This is a genomic window from Achromobacter sp. F4_2707, from assembly GCF_047501535.1.
In the GTDB taxonomy this organism is placed as follows: domain Bacteria; phylum Pseudomonadota; class Gammaproteobacteria; order Burkholderiales; family Burkholderiaceae_B; genus Yanghanlia.
Genome location: NZ_JAZDRJ010000015.1, coordinates 32,885 through 49,671, shown reverse-complemented (window position 1 = coordinate 49,671; position 16,787 = coordinate 32,885). Strand labels below are relative to the sequence as shown.

Genomic DNA, 16,787 nt, shown 5'->3' with positions numbered 1-16,787 from the left:
ATATCTACATCTGGAATGATTTATTTAGCCACTTCGCCGGGTCTTGACGGGCAATTATGCTCAGGATTAGCATAATGATGCAAGGCTGTAAGACTGGCCTGAGCAAACGAGAGCAGAACCTTTATTTATCACTATTTCGGGATATCGGAAATGACCATGCCCATCGTCCGGCGCTTGGCGCGTACCCTGGCATTGTTGTGTGGTGGCGTTGCCATGGCCGCAGGCGGCGCGCAGGCGCAAGAGCCCATTCGTATCGGTGAGCTGAACAGCTACAAGACACAACCTGCTTTTCTGGGCCCTTACCGAATGGGTATGGAGTTGGCGGTCGAGCAGATTAATGCGGCGGGAGGGGTGAACGGCCGGGAATTACAGCTCATTATCCGTGACGACAACTCCAACCCGGGCGACGCCGTGCGCGCGGCCGAAGAGTTGGTGACGCGTGAAAAGGTAGATGTGCTGACCGGCACGTTTCTGTCGAATATCGGTCTGGCCGTGGCTGACTATGCTCGGCACCGCAAGATCTTTTTTCTGGCCAGCGAGCCCCTGACTAACAAAATCGTGTGGGAACAGGGCAATCGCTATACGTTCCGCTTACGTAATTCCACCTATATGCAGGTGGCCATGCTGATTCCGGACGCTGTGAAAATGAACCGTAAACGTTGGGCTATCGTCTACCCCAACTACGAATATGGTCAATCTGCAGTGGAAACATTCAAGGAACTGCTAAAGCAAGCCCAGCCGGATGTCGAGTTTGTTGCCGAACAGGCCACTCCGCTGGGGCGTATTGATGCGGGCAATGTGGTACAGGCATTGGCCGATGCGAAACCGGATGCGCTTTTCAATGTGCTTTTTGCTGCCGACTTGGCTAAATTTGTGCGGGCGGGCAAGCAGCGTCGTTTTTTAGATGGCCTGCCCACCGTCAGTATGCTGTCAGGTGAACCTGAGTATCTTGACCCCCTGGGCCGGGAAACTCCCGAAGGCTGGGTCGTGACCGGCTACCCCTGGTATGCCATCGACACGCCAGAGCATCAGGCCTTTCTGGATGCTTACCAAGCTCGTTTTGACGATTACCCGCGACTGGGAACCGTCATAGGTTACAGCACCATTGTTTCCCTGGCCGAAGGTTTGCGTGCAGCGGGTTCCACCGATACCGAAGCCTTAATCAAGGCGTTTAAGGGGCTGGAAGTGTTAACGCCTTTTGGCCCGATCAGCTATCGCCCGCAAGATCATCAATCCACCATGGGCGCTTATGTGGGCAAGCTGGCGGTGCAGGACGGCAAGGGAATTATGACCGACATCCGTTATGTGGATGGCGCAACCGTGCAACCTTCCGATGAGCAGGTCGAGCAGTGGCGCCCGGCCGATGCGCAATAAGGGGCGAATCATGGCAGCTCCAAGGAGGCAGAGGTGACGCTGGCCGCGCTGCTGGTGCAGGCCCTAAATGGTCTGGCAGAAGCGTCTTCACTCTTTCTGGTGGCCGTCGGGCTGTCGCTGATATTCGGCGTTAGCCGCATCGTCAATTTCGCCCACGGTTCGCTGTATATGCTGGGGCTGTATCTGGCCTGGACGCTGTCGCAAAACTGGGGAGGCAGTGTGGTCGGCTTCTGGGCCACCATGCTGGCGGCGTCGCTACTCATTGGCGTAGTGGGCGCCTTGGTGGAAATGACGGTGTTGCGGCGTATTTACCGTGCACCGGAAATGTTTCAGCTATTGGCCACATTTGCCTTGGTGCTCGTGTTTGAAGACCTGGCTTTGTGGCTGTGGGGGCCGGAAGATCTGCTTGGCCCGCTGGCGCCGGGTCTCGAAGGTTCCGTACCCGTATTGGGCCGTTATTTCCCTGTCTATGATCTGGTGCTGATTGCTATCGGACCCTTGGTGTGGCTGGGGCTGTGGTTGTTGCTGAACCGCACGCATTGGGGCAGGCAGATTCGGGCGGCCACTCAAGACCGCGAAATGCTTGGCGCACTTGGTGTGAACCCCGCATGGCTATTTACGAGTGTGTTTGCGTTGGGCGCTTTTTTGGCCGGCCTGGCTGGCGCTTTGCAACTGCCTCGCCAGCCTGCGAATCTGGGGCTGGATCTGGCAGTCATCGGTGACGCCTTCGTGGTGGTGGTCGTAGGTGGCATGGGGTCGATTTCGGGCGCTGCGCTGGCGGCTGTCATCATTGCCCAATTAAAGGCGTTGTGTATTGCGCTGGGTGTGGTGGAAATCCTCGGTGTGCAGGTTGCCTTTCCCAAGCTCACGTTGGTTGTAGAGTTTCTCTTTATGGCCGTCGTGTTGGTGTTCCGGCCCTGGGGCCTCCTGGGTAAACCGCTGACATTACCGCGTGCGGCGGCGGGGGCGGAAGCGCCGCTGATTCCGGCTGGCCGTATGGCGCGAGCCCTGGCCGTATGTGTGGCGGTTGTGGCGCTGGGCCTGCCGCTATTAAGTGGGGTGCTGCCCTATGCCACCGTGATTGCGCAAGACATGCTGATCGCCGTGATATTCGCTGTGAGCCTGCATTTCATGATGGGTTTGGGAGGCATGGTGTCATTTGGCCATGCCGCTTACTTCGGGCTGGGCGCCTATGGTGTAGCGCTGGCTTTCAAAAGCCTGGGCTGGGGGATGGCGGCTTCTTTGCTTGCCGCACCGGTTCTGGCAGGCGTGGCGGCGCTGCTATTCGGCTGGTTCTGTGTACGGCTGGCCGGAGTGTATTTAGCCATGCTGACGCTGGCTTTTGCGCAAATCGTATGGTCGGTGGTGTATCAGTGGGATGCTGTGACGGGCGGCTCGAACGGCATGATCGGGGTGTGGCCCGAACCCTGGCTCAGTGGCAATGCCTGGTACGGGTTTGTGGCAGTGGTGGCCATCGCGGTGGTTTGGTTGGTGCGCCGCCTGGCGTTTTCGCGCTTTGGCCTGGCTTTGCGGGCTGTGCGGGATTCCGCCTTACGTGCCGATGCGCTGGGCATGGATGTGCGGCGCGTGCAACTGGTCGGCTTTGTGATTGCTGGTGTGCTGGCAGGTGTAGCGGGCGGCCTGTTCGTTTTCTCCAAGGGCGGGGTGTCGCCGGAAACGCTGATGGTAGGCACATCGGTGGATGCGCTGGTAATGGTGCTGCTGGGCGGGGTTCAGCAACTGGCTGGGCCAGTGGTGGGAGGTGTGGCCTTTACTGCCATGCGTGATTATTTTGTGGGCATTACAGAATATTGGGGGGCATTGTTTGGCGCCGTCATCTTGCTGATTGTCATGGTCTTCCCTCAAGGCATTGCAGGTCAGTTCGCACGATGGAGTGCGGCCAGGAGGCCGTCATGAGCACCTTGTTGCAAGTGCGTGGCCTGACTCGCCGTTTTGGCGGCAACCTGGCGGTTGATGGCATTGACTTCGATGTGCAGGCAGGTGAGTTGTTGGCGCTGATCGGGCCCAACGGAGCAGGTAAATCTACCACCTTCAATATGGTGAACGGGCAATTGGGCGCGACGTCGGGCTCAGTGCTGTTCAAGGGGCGGGAGATTCTCGGCCTGCCTTCCCATAAAGTGGCGCGCCTTGGGGTAGGGCGCAGCTTTCAGGTGGCGGCCACTTTCGCTTCGCTGACGGTATTGCAAAACGTGCAGATGGCCCTCATAGCCAGCCAGTGCAGGGTGTTTTCCTTTTTCTCCCGTGCCGACCAAGAAGCGCCGGAACGCGCCATGGCGTTGCTGGAGCAGGTTGGCATGTCAGAGCAGGCCGCAAGGCCTTGCGCTGATCTGGCTTATGGAGACGTGAAACGGCTGGAATTGGCCATGAGTCTGGCGGGCGACCCTCAACTATTGTTGATGGACGAGCCCACAGCGGGCATGGCCCCGGCAGAGCGCAACGCCTTGGTCAGCTTGGTCAAGCGCATCGTGCGCGAACGCAATATGGGGGTGTTGTTCACCGAGCATAGCATGGATGTCGTGTTCGACCATGCGGATCGCATCATTGTGCTGGCGCGGGGGCGCTTGATCGCTGAAGGCAGTGCGGCGCAGATCAGGGCCCACCCAGAAGTCCGCCAGGTGTATTTTGGCTCAGACACAGGGTTGGATTACGAAAATACCCCGGGAGTTGACCATGACGGCGTATGAAGTCGGCCCACCCGCCAGCGTGGCGGTGCAGTCCGCTCCATCCTTGTTGGATGTTCAGCAACTGGATGCCTGGTACGGCGCGGCGCAGATTCTGCGAGGCGTCAGCCTGCAAGTAGGGCGGGGTGAAGTGGTTGCGCTGATGGGGCGTAACGGCGCAGGCAAATCCACCACAATGAAAGCCATTATGGGACTGGTGAAGCGGCAGGCGCGGCGCCTGACCTTTCTGGATTCGCCCGTTGATGCATTGCGGCCCTTTGAAATGGCGCGTCGCGGTGTGGGCTATGTGCCGGAAGACCGGCGCGTGTTTACCGAGTTGAGTGTGGATGAAAACCTTTCCATGGGCCGCCTGCCGCCTCGCCATTGGCCGGATGGTCGGCCCGCCGTTAACTGGAGCAAAGACGAGCTCTACGATCTGTTCCCGTCTCTGCAGGCGTTGCGCGACCGGCCAGCGGGGAACTTGAGCGGCGGCGAACAGCAGATGCTGACCGTGGCGCGCAGCCTGATGGGCAACCCGTTCCTGCTATTGTTGGATGAGCCGTCTGAAGGCGTGGCCCCTATTGTGGTGCAGCAGATGGTGGAAATGATCCGTGCGCTCAAGGCACGGGGAACCAGCATTTTGTTGTCTGAACAGAATCTGCCGTTCGCCCGTCTGGTTGCCGAGCGCGCCTATGTGCTTGAAAAAGGGGTAATTCGCTACGGCGGAGCCATGAGCGTCTTAATGACCGATGAACACCTCAAGCGCCAGTATCTGACGCTTTGAAGGAGTGAGCACACGTATGGGCTCACCCCGGCCACACCCTCTTCATGCCACGCTGCGCCGCGCCTCTGTGGTGGCCATATCGCCGTTGCGATAGCGTTCCAGTAGTTCAGCCCAACGTTGAGCGGCGCGCTCCATAGCCGCCTCCTTGATATGACCATAGCCACGGATGCTGTCGGGCAGGCTGGCTAGCTCCAAGGCGGCGGGCAGGCGTTCTTCATTAAGCGAACGCGTGAATTCATCCACCAAGGCCAAGTAGTCTTCCACCCATTGTCGTTCGCGGCGGCGTTCCTCAGTTTTGCCGAAAGGGTCGAGTGCGGTGCCGCGTATACGGCGCACGGCGGCCAGCCCTTTCATGGCTTTGAGCAGCCAGGGGCCGTAGGCAGCTTTTTGCGGGCGCCCTTGAGCGTCGCGCTTAGCAAAGCGCGGTGGTGCCATGTGAAAGCGTAGTGAGTAGTCCTGGCCGGGTTCCCCTTCGAAAGCATCGCGCAGGCGCTGCAAAAACTCCGGTTGGGTATAGAGACGGGCGACCTCGTATTCGTCTTTGTAGGCCATGAGTTTGGCCAAGTTGTGCGCGACGGCTTCGGCTAGCTGCAGGCGTGCGCTGTCGCGGCCCAAGACTTCGGTTTCTTTTCGCCTGATCGCGTGTACTGCGCGGACATAACGCTGGGCATAAGCTGCGTTCTGGTAATCGGTAAGCCACCGGGTATTGCGTTCTATGACTTGGTCCAGCGTTTCCGGCAGGGCCAGCACCTTGGTGGGGGCGGGTGCGACGGCCTCAAACCCTTGGTGCGCGGCGCGGCGGCCCCATTCAAAGGCGGACAGATTCTTTTCTACCATGACGCCGTTCAGCTCAATGGCGCGGCGCAGGCTATCGCCCTGCAGAGGAATCCAGCCTTTTTGCCAGGCGTAGCCAAGCATGAGCGGATTGGCGTAAATGGTGTCACCCAACAAAGCCAGAGCCAGGGCGCTGGCATCCATGAAGTCGCAATGCTCGCCAATGGCGTGGCGCAGGCGTTCATGCGTTTGCTGGGCCGGGTAGCGCCACGTGGCGTTATGGATGATGTCGGCCGTGGGGGCGGGGGCATCGTTCACCAAGGCACGGGTATGGCCTTGGCGCATGCGTTCGAGTACGTCGGGTGCCGTGCTGACAATGGCGTCGCAGCCAAGCAGCAGGTTGGCGCGGGCGGTGGGCACACGCGTGGAGTGGATGCCATCGGGAGAGGAGGCAATTTGGATATGGCTGGTGACCGCTCCACCTTTCTGGGCCAGCCCAGCCATGTCGAGCACAGACACCCCCTTGCCTTCCAAGTGGGCGGCCATGCCCAGCAGATTGCCGATGGTGATGACGCCGGTGCCGCCTATGCCGGTGACCAGAATGCCATACGTGTGTTCCAGCGTGGGCAGAACAGGCAGTGGTGTTTGGGTGGGGCTCGCTGTGTTGTCGGCGGCTTGTGCGGTGGCAGCGGGCGTGGCCTTGCGTGGCTGCGCACCTTCCAGGGTGACGAAACTCGGGCAATAGCCCTTCACACAGGAAAAATCCTTGTTGCAGGAAGATTGGTTGATGCGGCGTTTGGTGCCGCGTGGTGTTTCCACAGGCTCCACTGAAAGACAGTTGGAAGCGGTGGAGCAGTCGCCGCAGCCTTCGCAGACATCGGTATTGATGTAGGCGCGCACGGCAGGGTCGGGGTAGGCGCCACGCTTACGGCGGCGCCGTTTTTCGGTGGCACAGGTCTGGTCGTAAAGCAGTACGGTCGTGCCTTCCACCTCGCGCAGTTCCCGTTGAATACGGTCCAGTTCGTCGCGGTGATAGACGGGTGGGCTGCCGTGCAGCGACCCCCCTTTGTATTTTTCCGGCTCGTCGGTAACGACCACAATGCGGCTGACGCCTTCGGCGGCGACTTGAGCAATGATGTTGGGCACGCTCAGGCTGCCATCGACCGGTTGCCCGCCTGTCATGGCGACCGCATCATTGAACAGAATCTTGTAAGTGATGTTGGCCCCGGCCGCTACGGCAGCGCGGATGGCCAAGATGCCGGAATGGAAGTAGGTGCCGTCTCCCAGGTTGACGAAGACATGCTTTTCCTTGGTGAAGTGCTGCTGGCCGATCCAGGCCGCGCCTTCGCCGCCCATGTGGCTGAAGGTTTCTGTACGGCGATCCATCCAGATGGTCATGTAGTGGCAGCCAATGCCGGCCATGGCCCGTGAACCTTCTGGCACACGGGTAGAGGTATTGTGCGGGCAGCCGGAACAGAACCAGGGTTTGCGTTCTGCCGCCGCAGGCGCATTCATGCGCGCCTGAGCTTTGGCATCCAGAATGGCGAGGTGGGCGGTGATGCCTGCGCGGACATCTTCCGGCAGTGTGAAGCGTTCCAGGCATTGGGCAATGGCCCGGGCGATCTGTGCCGGAGACAGGTCGGCATGAGGTGGCAGCAGCCAGGGGCCGCGCGGTTGCTTCCATTCTCCGCCGCCATCGCCTTGGTCGGCGAACTTGCCTGAGACGCGCGGACGGACGTCGTCCCGCCAGTTATAGAGTTCTTCTTTTAGGGCGTATTCAAGAATCTGGCGTTTTTCCTCGACCACCAGGATTTCTTGCAAGCCTGTTGCGAATTCCCGGGAATCCTGGGCATTCATGGGCCACACACAGCCCACCTTCATGAGCCGGATGCCAATGCGGCGACAGGTATCGTCATCCAGACCCAGGTTGCGTAGAGCTTCCCGGGTGTCCAGATAGGCTTTGCCGGCTGCCATGATGCCAAAACGGGCTTGCGGGGCCTCCAGCACAACGCGGTTGAGCCGGTTGTGACGCACATAGGCCAAAGCGGCATAGAGCTTGTGGTCTAGCAGCCGGGCTTCTTGCGCCAGCGGGGTGTCGGGCCAGCGCAGGTTCAAGCCGTCTTCGGGTAAGACGAAATCTTCTGGCAGAAGAATTTCAGGGCGGTGTGGGTCGATATATACCGATGCGCTGGACTCAACCACTTCGGTGACGCACTTCATACCTACCCACAGCCCTGCGTAACGGCTCATGGCCCAGCCATGCAGGCCGTAATCCAGGTATTCCTGGACGTTAGCGGGGTAGAGCATGGGGATGCCTGCAGACATCAGGTTGTGTTCAGACTGATGCGCAACAGTGGATGATTTCGCCGCGTGGTCATCGCCTGCCAGCACCAACACGCCGCCATGGCGTGAGGTGCCTGCTGCGTTGGCGTGCTTGAAAACATCCATGCTGCGGTCAACGCCCGGCCCTTTGCCATACCAGATGCTGAAGACGCCATCGTGGGTGGCGTCTGGGTAAAGATTGACCTGCTGGGTTCCCCAGCACGACGTGGCTGCGAGGTCTTCGTTCACCCCAGGTTGGAACACGATGTCATGGGCCTTCAGGTGCGCCTTGGCCTGCCATAGCGCTTGATCGTAAGCCCCCAGCGGGGAACCCCGATAACCGGAAATAAAGCCAGCTGTATTCAGGCCGGCGGCCCGGTCGCGCGCTTTCTGCAGCATGGGCAAGCGTACCAGGGCCTGAGTGCCGCTCAGGTAAACACGACCTTCTTCCAGTGTGTATTTGTCGTCGAGCGTTACGTCCTGGCCGTGCGATACAGCGGACGCCGGTAATGGGGCGTTCATCGCGTTGTCTCCTGTTGCTTCTTTATTTTTTCTTACGGCACGAGTGCTAACCCAAAGCGCACTTGTGATCCTGTTTTCTGGTCATAACCCAATAACGTTTCGTTATAGCCTTTGAAGTACTGCACGTGGAAGTAGCCGTTCATATTGAGAAAGGTGCGTTTCAGTGGCCAAGCGGCTTCCAACTGCGTGCTGTTACGCCCTTCCTTGCCATGCCGGTACAAGCCCGTCAGTACCAGGCCGTTATCCTGGGCCCAGCGCAGCTTCCAGTCTACGTTGCCCACGTAGTCTTTGTAGTCGGGGTTTTCGCTCATGCTGAAGTAGTGTTTGAGACGGGGTGCGAAGGTGAGCGTGCTGCCATGGCCTAAGCGGTAGTTAAATTCCGGCTGAACATAGGCGAAGTTCAGGGAACGGGAGTCTTCGCCGCTCTTGCCGTTTGATTCGTGCTCGACACCCGATTGCAGCCCCAAGAAGAAGGCGCTTTCATTTGGACGATAGATGGCGTCTCGCCGCCAGAACAGGCTGGGTTTAAACGAGGTATCGATAAAAGGGTTGGAGTCGGAGTGCAGGTCCCACAACGATGTTTGCGTATAGCCAAGATACAGGCCGTCTACAAAGCTGGGGTGTTGCGGGTCGTCCGGTGTGAACAGGCGGTATTTCAGGCTGATCTGAAAGCGCGCCATTCTATTGTCTTGGCCACCGACATCAAAATACACCGGCTCGTAGGGGGAAATGGCATTGCGGAAGCGCTCAAACCCAAGGTTGGGGGTACTGCCTTGCGAAGAAATCGGCGCAGGCCCTGCGGTGTGCGATGCGCCTGCCTGAGCAACCATATGCTCTGGCGCGACTGCGTCACCGTAAATAGGGTCGCTCTTTTCGGCATCCAGAACGGGGCCGGTAGCCGGTACCGATGCCACCCTTGCCGATTCGAGTGTGTTCGTATCGAGCGCCAGCAAAGTACCATCTCCCTCGACGTTGACCGCCTGCAGCCCGCTGGTACTTTGGGGCACAACCGCTCGCCACTGAAACTGGACGAAGTTGTTCACTGGAATGCTCACCGAAGAAGGGCCTTCGACTCGATGCGCAATAGTGCGTAGCGGCTCTCCTTGTTCGCTGCGCCACTGCAGGACGATGGTCTTGGGCGCAACCCAATCCATAGCGTTGGAGGTATTGTTGAACACGACAGCATTGATATGAACCGTTTCACCGGCGGTGGCATGGTTGCGGTCAAGGGAGTACACAATGCCGGCTTGCGCCGTGTGTGCCCAGCTAAGAAAAAATAGGATGGCAAACGCCATGATGCTGAGGCGGTGCAGTCTTTGCTTCCAGCGGATTTGATCTGTCATAGGATTCTTGTGCTTAAAAATAACGACAAAAATGTAACATCGGCTCCAGTCATCGCGACTACGAGTTGTAACGGCCTTTTCGCCCTAGCGAATCTCGTGCCCGCGGGGCGCCGTTTGGCGCTTTGCCGTTGCAACGGTAAAATGCCGTGCTTCTCCTCATTGCGGCAGTAGCTCAGTTGGATAGAGCACGGGCCTTCTAAGCCTGAGGTCGGGGGTTCGAGACCCTCCTGCCGCGCCATCAAGTTTTTGCAAATCGCTGTTTCGCTATTTTCCAGATGGCGTTACGCGGCTGTTGTCATACCTTGCTGCCTGCCAAGCGCGCACGGCTCACACGAATTTCCGCCTAGTTGAAACGCCAGAAATCCCGCCTTTTAAAACATATTTCTCTGCCTTTGTAGCAAATTGATACATTGGCCCAGCAGAATGCTAAACCGTTATATTTTGATGTTTTAATGAAAATTAAAAGAAGATGCTGAATTTTGGCGGCATTTTTTGGTGTTTTGCTTAAAGCGCGACAGCCCGTATGTTTGCATGGGCAAGCACCTGCTTTCTACCATGGCCACTTTTCCACAGTTGAGTTCATGATATGGAAGCGATTGCTATTTCCCGCAATACCGGGGCCTGGAATGTCTCGTCGGTCACAAGTCTGTTTGAATTGCCTTTTCTCGACCTGATGCATAAGGCGCAGGAGGTGCACCGCCGGCATCATGCGCCTAATCAGGTTCAGCTATCCACACTCATGTCGATCAAAACAGGGGCTTGTACCGAAGATTGTGCCTATTGCCCGCAGTCCAAACACCATGACACGAGCCTGGCGGAAGAAAGTCGGCTCGCCGCGCTTGAAGAAGTATTGACGGCAGCGCGCGCCGCGCGTGACCAGGGGGCGCAGCGCTTTTGTATGGGTGCGGCCTGGCGCTCGCCCACAGAGCGTCAGCTGGATGATGTGCTGGAAATGGTGTCGGCTGTTAAAGCGCTGGGCATGGAGACCTGTGTCACGCTGGGCATGCTTAAGGCGGGGCAGGCAGAGCGCCTGCGCGAGGCTGGGCTGGATTACTACAACCATAACCTGGACACATCGCCGGAATTCTACGGCAACATCATTACTACCCGCACTTACCAGGATCGCCTGGACACTTTGCATGCCGTGCGTGAAGCCGGCATCAAAGTCTGCTGCGGTGGCATTGTGGGGTTGGGGGAGTCGCGTCGTGAACGCGCCGGCCTGCTGGCGCAACTGGCCAACCTCAATCCTTATCCTGAATCCGTGCCCATTAATAATCTGGTCAGAGTGGCAGGCACACCGCTGGCGGACGTGGAGGCGGTTGACGAATTCGAGTTTGTACGCACGATTGCTGTGGCCAGAATCATCATGCCTGACGCCGTTCTGAGGCTGTCGGCAGGGCGCACCGAGATGAGCGACGCCACTCAGGCCTTGTGTTTTATGGCCGGGGCCAATTCCATCTTCTATGGCGATGAACTGCTGACCACTGCCAACCCTCAGCAGGATAAAGACCGCGCTCTCATGGAGAGACTGGGTCTGCGCGTGATGGAAACGGAGGTTGCCGCGCACGCGACAAGGCAGGTCGCGACAGCCTGCCAGACCAAAGAAAGCCCGGCGCTCGCTTGAGGCCGGGCGGGTATGCTCTGCTTTGGCAGCTTTAGGCTGCCTGAGCGAACGCCGGATGGTGTGCGATCAGCATTAATCCGGCGTTGTAGGTTTTTAGATCGGCTCGAACCCTACAACGTCAACGAGTTCGCGCAGGCTGCTGATTTCGTTGTTCCACAGCGCTTCGTTTTCTTCGGCGCTCATTGGGTTATAGACAATGCGCCCTTCGATTTCCAGTCGCTCACGCACATCTGGTTTTTCCAGCGCGTAGCCCACGGCTGCTCGCAGCACTTTTTTGACTTCCTCGGGCGTGCCGGCTTTCACGAAGTACCCGCCACGGATGCCATAGTCGAAGTCTTTCAGCAGTTCGCTGTCCTGGATTTTGGGAATATCTTTCAAGGGTTCCGGAGCGACGCTACCCAAGGTGGAAAGAATCTTAAGACGACCTTGGTCTTGCAAGCCGAGCATAGAGGTCTGGAAGGCCAGGACTGCGAAGTCAATCTGGCCGCCTGCCAGGTCTGTTAGCGCGGGTGCTGAACCGCGATAGGGAACGTGTTCCACATTGATGCCGGTGTCTTTCTTAATACGTTCCGTCAGCAGGTGGTAGAGCGAACCGTTGCCAACACTGCCGTAAGTCAGTGGCGCGCCATCTTTATTTTTCGCCAGGCGGATCAAGTCATCCAAATTGTTGACTTCAAGCCCGGCACGGGTGAGCACCACAATGGTTGCTGTGGTGATAGCCTGAACCAATTCAAAGTCTTCAGGCTGAAACGTAACGGCTTTGTTGGTGAGCGTGGGGAGTATGAGCTCGTTGGGAGAGCCGTGAAAGAAGGTGTAGCCATCGGCTGCATCGCTGAGCATGCGGCGTGCAGCAATTGCCCCGGTGGCGCCGCCAATGTTTTCCACGACCACATTGTGTTTGAGGTATTCGCTGATGGCTTCGGAGAAAATTCGTGCTGATGCGTCGCTGGGGCCGCCCGCAGGGTAGGGCACGATGAGAGATATCGGCTTGTCCTTGGGGTAATCCTGAGCGGCAGCCTGAGTACTGCCCAGCAGTGCGCACGAGGCACAGAGCAGTGCTGCCGTGTACGTTTTCAAGTTGTGGAGTGCTTTTTTCATTGTCTCTTCCTGATTGCACGGGGAAATAATGGCTTCCCGCTCTTCTTGGGCAACAGCATTCAGTTGCTTGAAGGCGTAGAACGCTCAGATTAGGAGCCGCTGCGCAACGGAACAATGACCGATCTGTAGCAAAATACTTGCGATTTACTCAACAGTCGTGCTGCGACCAGGTCGTTAAGTTTCATTGTTGCCCATCATGGCGACCTGGGTGGCGGCTCGCAACGATGGAATTTCCGCAATCAGGTATTGCAGTAAAGAACGTGCGGCGGGGCTGGGGTGGCGGCCCGCCCGGGTGACTATGGCCATGCGGCTTTGCAGAATCGGGTTCTTCATAGGCAAAGCGACGAGGTCGGGCATATTGAACCAGGCCGCAAACGAAGTACCGCACAACGTATAGCCCAGCCCGGCATTGGCAAACTGCCATAGGGCGCGGTAAGACGAGGTATGCAGCACGTGTTTCAGCTGTATTTGTTCGCTGGCTTCGGCTGCCTGCACATACTGGCGCAGGCCAAAGCGTTTGTGCAGCGTGGCGCCGTTATAGGGCGCCAGGTCAGTCAGTGTCAGAGGTCGCCCGATCTGCGCCAGGGGGTGATCCTTGTGAACGATGGCCTGAATGGGTGATAAAGGCAGCACCAAGTGGTAACGCAGGCGTACATCGTCGTGGGCAGTGTAGAGGACGGCAATATCCATTTTGTCCTCAACGAGCTCCTGAACGTGTTGCTCCACACTAGACACATTCAGGTCCAGGGTGATGTGAGGGTATTGCCTCATATAGTTGGTAATCAGGGGGTGGAAGAACATGTCCAGCATGCCTTCACCCAAACCCATGTTGACATGCCCGCGCGCAGCATTTTTGGATTGATCTAATTCTGCGTGGAATTCGTTGAGAATTTCCTGCTGGCGGCGGGCGTAGCGCGCCAGTACGTGCCCCGCCTCGGAAGGCACAACACCGCGCCCTCTGCGTTCCAACAAAGTCAGCCCGGTTTCTTTTTCCAGTTGTGAAACGGCCCGGCTGACAGAGGAAGGGTCTACCCCCAATTGTTCTGCGGCGCCGCGAACGGAGCCTGAAACCGTGACTTGAAGAAAATACTCGAGACGCTTTGCATTGAGCATCTTTTGCATGGCGGGTTCTGCCTTCTTTATGTTGCTTTGTTGTGGAACATGCAACGATTTTAGCCCTGACCAGCCATTGCAGCAGTGAGAGGACCATGCGCACAATCAACTTACTCCCTCAGTCCTAATCGGTAAAAGTTCATAAATGGTTGATAAAAACATGATCTCCAAGTCACTTCACGAAAAAATGATCGCTTGGCGGCGCGACCTGCACGCTCACCCTGAAACCGCTTTTGAGGAGCATAGAACATCTGATGTCGTAGCACGTGCACTGCAAGACATGGGAATGGAGGTGACCCGCGGCCTGGCTACAACAGGCTTGGTGGGAACCCTGCGTAACGGCGACGGCCCCAGTCTGGGCCTGCGCGCCGATATGGACGCACTTAATATGCAGGAACTTGGCACTTGCGACCACGCCTCGACGTATGAGGGAAAAATGCATGCCTGTGGTCATGACGGTCATACCGCCATGCTATTGGGTGCGGCGCAATACCTGAGCGAGCACAAACCGTTCCGAGGCACCATCCATTTTATTTTTCAACCGGCCGAAGAAAATGAGGGCGGCGGCAAATACATGGTGCAAGATGGCTTGTTCACACGTTTCCCGTGTGATGCCGTGTTTGGGTTGCATAACGCACCGCAAATGCGCTTTGGCACATTCAGCATTCGTGAAGGGGCCATGTTGTCCGCCTCGGATTTCTTTGAAATCGTGGTGTCAGGTAATGGCGCCCATGCTGCACATCCGCACACCGGTGTCGATACCATTGTGGCGGCGTCCAGCGTTGTTGGAGCTTTGCAGGGCATTGTCAGCAGGAATTTGGACCCGCTTGATTCCCTGGTGATCAGTGTGACGCAGATTCGTGGCGGGGATACCTGGAACGTGCTGCCTCAGGAAACTGTCATTCGCGGGACTTGCCGCTCTTTTACTGATAAGGCCCGCGCACTGGCAAAGTCACGCATCACCGAAGTGTGCGAAGGGGTGGCAATCACGTCAGGCGCCCGTATAACTTTAAATTACAGAGAAGGCTATCCTGCAACTACCAATGCGCCAGAGCCGACGCGTCAGGCCATCCGTGCGGCACAAAGTCTGGTGGGTGAGGAGAATGTCGATACCAATTGCAAGCAGCGTATGGGGTCGGAAGATTTCGCGTTTATGCAGCAGGCATGCCCGGGCGCCTACATCATTCTGGGAACGGCTCGTGGGGAGAACGACCCGCCGGTTCACAACCCTTACTACGACTTCAATGACGATGCGCTGCCTTTAGGTGCAGCGTATTGGATACGACTGGCCGAGCAATTTTGCCCGCTCTAAAGGTAGGGGCTGGCCAGCCAGATAATACGGTTGCGCAGGCGTTTACGGAATGGAATCGCTGCCAGCGATTCCAGCGTAACGATTTCTGAGTGGGAAATCTCCAGATCGATCAGGTCTTCAAGGCGGCGAGCGATCTTGCGACTATAGATTTCCATATCCAGCTCGAAATTCAACCTGAGGCTGCGCGGGTCGAGGTTGGATGATCCGATCAGCGACCACGCGCCATCAATGGTGGTCAGCTTGGAATGGTTGAAGTTACCGGCTGTCCGCCATACGCGGCAGCCGGAACGTACTACCTGGTCAAGCTGGGCCGTCATGGCATAGTTGACCAGCCGCAGGTTGTTCCGGCCTTGAATCACAATATCGACCAGAACACCGCGCCGCGCTGCCGTATTGATGGCACCCAGCAGAACCTGATCGGGCAGAAAGTACGGCGACTGTATGCGTATATGGTGTTGAGCGACAGCCAGTGCGCCCAATAGCAAGCTATGCGTGCTTGCCATGTAACGGTCGGGGCCTGAGTGAATACAACGTGCTGCCACGTGGGGGGTAGGGGGGTCCCAGGTTGGCGATATCCACTGCTCAATGGGCAGGGTTTCTTTGGTGGTGAATTCCCAGTCGTGCATAAAGACGGCCAGCAATTGAGCCACGACCGGCCCGTCTACCTTGAAATGCGTGTCGTTGGCCACCTTGCCTTTGGCCACTGTAGAAACAAAGTTCTCGCGGATATTCATGCCGCCGGTAAAACCCAGCCGCCCATCGACCACGAGAATTTTTCTGTGGCTGCGCAAGTTGGCGTAGGAAGTGCGGATGCCCATCGGGTTGGTCATGAATAGCGCGTAAGGGATGCCGTTACGGCGCAATGACCAAGCAATGGATGGCTGCGAATAGCGCGCGCCGACGGCGTCTATCAGAACCCGGATCTCCACGCCACGCTGCTTGGCGCGTGCCAGCGCCTCTACAAACAGCCTGCCTTGTGAATCGTTATCGAAGATATAGGTTTCCAGGGCAATCGTACGTTCGGCGGCATCGATGGCGGCCAGCATGGCGGGGTAGGCTTCATCGCCGCTGCGCAGAATGCTCACATGGTTGCCGCCTAACAGAGGGAAGCGGCTCAGGCCGTCGCTCAGGGTATGCAGGGATTTGAACTGTGGCGCTGCAAGTTCGGCAATGTCGATGGAACCCAGCGTATTGTTGGTGGTGTACTTCAGCAGGCTACGATTGCGCTGGTCGGAGATATGATCGTGCCGAATGCGGTTAATGCCCGCAATTAAATACAGAAACGGCCCAAGCAGTGGCGACATGATGATGACACCCACCCAGGCGATGGCGGCTCTCACGTCGGTTTTTGTCATGGCGACGTGAATGGCGGCGCTGCCGCCCACTACAATGCTCAGCAGCAGGACGAGGTGCGGCCAATACTGGTCAAGGAGCAGTTGGAGTGAGGTCATGCATACACCGTAGAGCCTGCAAGATGTCGCGAGTATGCGGGGAGTTTACCTGATGCGGGTGTTGGCTTGGCGCTTGCTGGCGCACACGTAACGTCGCTGTAGGCGACCTCAGCCGACGATGGCTGCGCTGGATTGCCGTGATGAGCCGTTAAATAGAATTGCCCGCTCTGTGGCGGGCAATTTTCGGTGCATGTTACCAAATTCGGTTTATGCCACCATTTTGAGGCTTTGCTGATTTTTCAAAACCCATCTATCAGCCATCGTGATTTACATCGGGAAGTCTGAAGAACCAGGGAACGTTGTGAGGCCTCGAACTTCTGGACAATTTTGCGGTCGCTCATGGGCCCCCGGGAGAAATTGGTAACTGGTTATGACTAATAACATAGAAC

At 57.6% G+C, this 16,787-nt stretch carries 11 protein-coding genes and 1 tRNA gene; 7 read left to right on the top strand and 5 right to left on the bottom strand.

The features are described 5' to 3' along the window. The first annotated feature begins 156 nt into the window (after positions 1 to 156). Genes VRY85_RS13925 through VRY85_RS13910 form a run of 4 tightly spaced genes read left to right on the top strand, consistent with a single transcriptional unit; the run spans position 157 to position 4,839 of the window. Positions 157 to 1,374, top strand: coding sequence for an ABC transporter substrate-binding protein (locus tag VRY85_RS13925; RefSeq protein WP_414599231.1), 1,218 nt, complete (start codon positions 157 to 159; stop codon positions 1,372 to 1,374). Positions 1,375 to 1,407: 33 nt separating this feature from the next. Beyond that, a complete protein-coding gene (locus tag VRY85_RS13920; RefSeq protein ID WP_414599206.1) occupies positions 1,408 to 3,291 on the top strand; it encodes an ABC transporter permease in 1,884 nt (627 codons plus the stop codon). Beyond that, positions 3,288 to 4,079 (top strand): ABC transporter ATP-binding protein, encoded by a 792-nt coding sequence (locus VRY85_RS13915; protein WP_414599205.1) that lies wholly within the window; start codon positions 3,288 to 3,290, stop codon positions 4,077 to 4,079. The genes VRY85_RS13920 and VRY85_RS13915 overlap by 4 nt, the downstream gene beginning before the upstream one ends. Beyond that, positions 4,066 to 4,839 carry an ABC transporter ATP-binding protein gene (locus VRY85_RS13910; protein WP_414599204.1) on the top strand — a complete coding sequence of 258 codons (774 nt, stop codon included), beginning with the start codon at positions 4,066 to 4,068 and terminating at the stop codon, positions 4,837 to 4,839. The genes VRY85_RS13915 and VRY85_RS13910 overlap by 14 nt, the downstream gene beginning before the upstream one ends. Positions 4,840 to 4,881: 42 nt before the next feature. Here VRY85_RS13910 and VRY85_RS13905 read toward each other — a convergent pair whose 3' ends face one another. Continuing rightward, positions 4,882 to 8,457, bottom strand: coding sequence for an indolepyruvate ferredoxin oxidoreductase family protein (locus VRY85_RS13905; protein ID WP_414599203.1), 3,576 nt, complete (start codon positions 8,455 to 8,457; stop codon positions 4,882 to 4,884). Between the two features lie 32 nt (positions 8,458 to 8,489). After that, on the bottom strand, positions 8,490 to 9,800 hold the full coding sequence (locus VRY85_RS13900; protein WP_414599202.1) for a phospholipase A: 1,311 nt from the start codon (positions 9,798 to 9,800) through the stop codon (positions 8,490 to 8,492). Between the two features lie 161 nt (positions 9,801 to 9,961). Between VRY85_RS13900 and VRY85_RS13895 the strand changes: the two genes are divergently transcribed. Both VRY85_RS13895 and bioB read left to right on the top strand, forming a co-directional pair. Next, positions 9,962 to 10,038 (top strand) — tRNA-Arg (locus tag VRY85_RS13895). Between the two features lie 348 nt (positions 10,039 to 10,386). Beyond that, positions 10,387 to 11,424 carry a biotin synthase BioB gene (gene bioB / locus VRY85_RS13890; RefSeq protein ID WP_414599201.1) on the top strand — a complete coding sequence of 346 codons (1,038 nt, stop codon included), beginning with the start codon at positions 10,387 to 10,389 and terminating at the stop codon, positions 11,422 to 11,424. A gap of 93 nt (positions 11,425 to 11,517) precedes the next feature. Here bioB and VRY85_RS13885 read toward each other — a convergent pair whose 3' ends face one another. Then, entirely contained in the window at positions 11,518 to 12,522 is a 1,005-nt protein-coding gene (locus tag VRY85_RS13885; protein ID WP_414599200.1) for a Bug family tripartite tricarboxylate transporter substrate binding protein, read from the bottom strand. Between the two features lie 174 nt (positions 12,523 to 12,696). Further along, positions 12,697 to 13,644, bottom strand: a complete 948-nt coding sequence (locus VRY85_RS13880) for a LysR family transcriptional regulator (RefSeq protein ID WP_414599199.1) — start codon at positions 13,642 to 13,644, stop codon at positions 12,697 to 12,699. Positions 13,645 to 13,795: 151 nt separating this feature from the next. Between VRY85_RS13880 and VRY85_RS13875 the strand changes: the two genes are divergently transcribed. Next, positions 13,796 to 14,947 (top strand): M20 aminoacylase family protein, encoded by a 1,152-nt coding sequence (locus VRY85_RS13875; protein WP_414599198.1) that lies wholly within the window; start codon positions 13,796 to 13,798, stop codon positions 14,945 to 14,947. On the opposite strand, the gene VRY85_RS13870 is transcribed toward VRY85_RS13875, so the two are convergent. Next, a complete protein-coding gene (locus tag VRY85_RS13870; RefSeq protein ID WP_414599197.1) occupies positions 14,944 to 16,398 on the bottom strand; it encodes a phospholipase D-like domain-containing protein in 1,455 nt (484 codons plus the stop codon). The genes VRY85_RS13875 and VRY85_RS13870 overlap by 4 nt on opposite strands. Positions 16,399 to 16,787 lie beyond the last annotated feature (389 nt).

Coding starts and splice junctions, on each gene's coding strand:
- VRY85_RS13925 (WP_414599231.1), top strand. CDS start 157: ATGCCCATCGTCCGGCGCTTGGCGCGTACCCTGGCATTGTTGTGTGGT.
- VRY85_RS13915 (WP_414599205.1), top strand. CDS start 3,288: ATGAGCACCTTGTTGCAAGTGCGTGGCCTGACTCGCCGTTTTGGCGGC.
- VRY85_RS13910 (WP_414599204.1), top strand. CDS start 4,066: ATGACGGCGTATGAAGTCGGCCCACCCGCCAGCGTGGCGGTGCAGTCC.
- VRY85_RS13905 (WP_414599203.1), bottom strand. CDS start 8,457: ATGAACGCCCCATTACCGGCGTCCGCTGTATCGCACGGCCAGGACGTA.
- VRY85_RS13900 (WP_414599202.1), bottom strand. CDS start 9,800: ATGACAGATCAAATCCGCTGGAAGCAAAGACTGCACCGCCTCAGCATC.
- bioB (WP_414599201.1), top strand. CDS start 10,387: ATGGAAGCGATTGCTATTTCCCGCAATACCGGGGCCTGGAATGTCTCG.
- VRY85_RS13885 (WP_414599200.1), bottom strand. CDS start 12,522: ATGAAAAAAGCACTCCACAACTTGAAAACGTACACGGCAGCACTGCTC.
- VRY85_RS13880 (WP_414599199.1), bottom strand. CDS start 13,644: ATGCAAAAGATGCTCAATGCAAAGCGTCTCGAGTATTTTCTTCAAGTC.
- VRY85_RS13875 (WP_414599198.1), top strand. CDS start 13,796: ATGATCTCCAAGTCACTTCACGAAAAAATGATCGCTTGGCGGCGCGAC.
- VRY85_RS13870 (WP_414599197.1), bottom strand. CDS start 16,398: ATGACCTCACTCCAACTGCTCCTTGACCAGTATTGGCCGCACCTCGTC.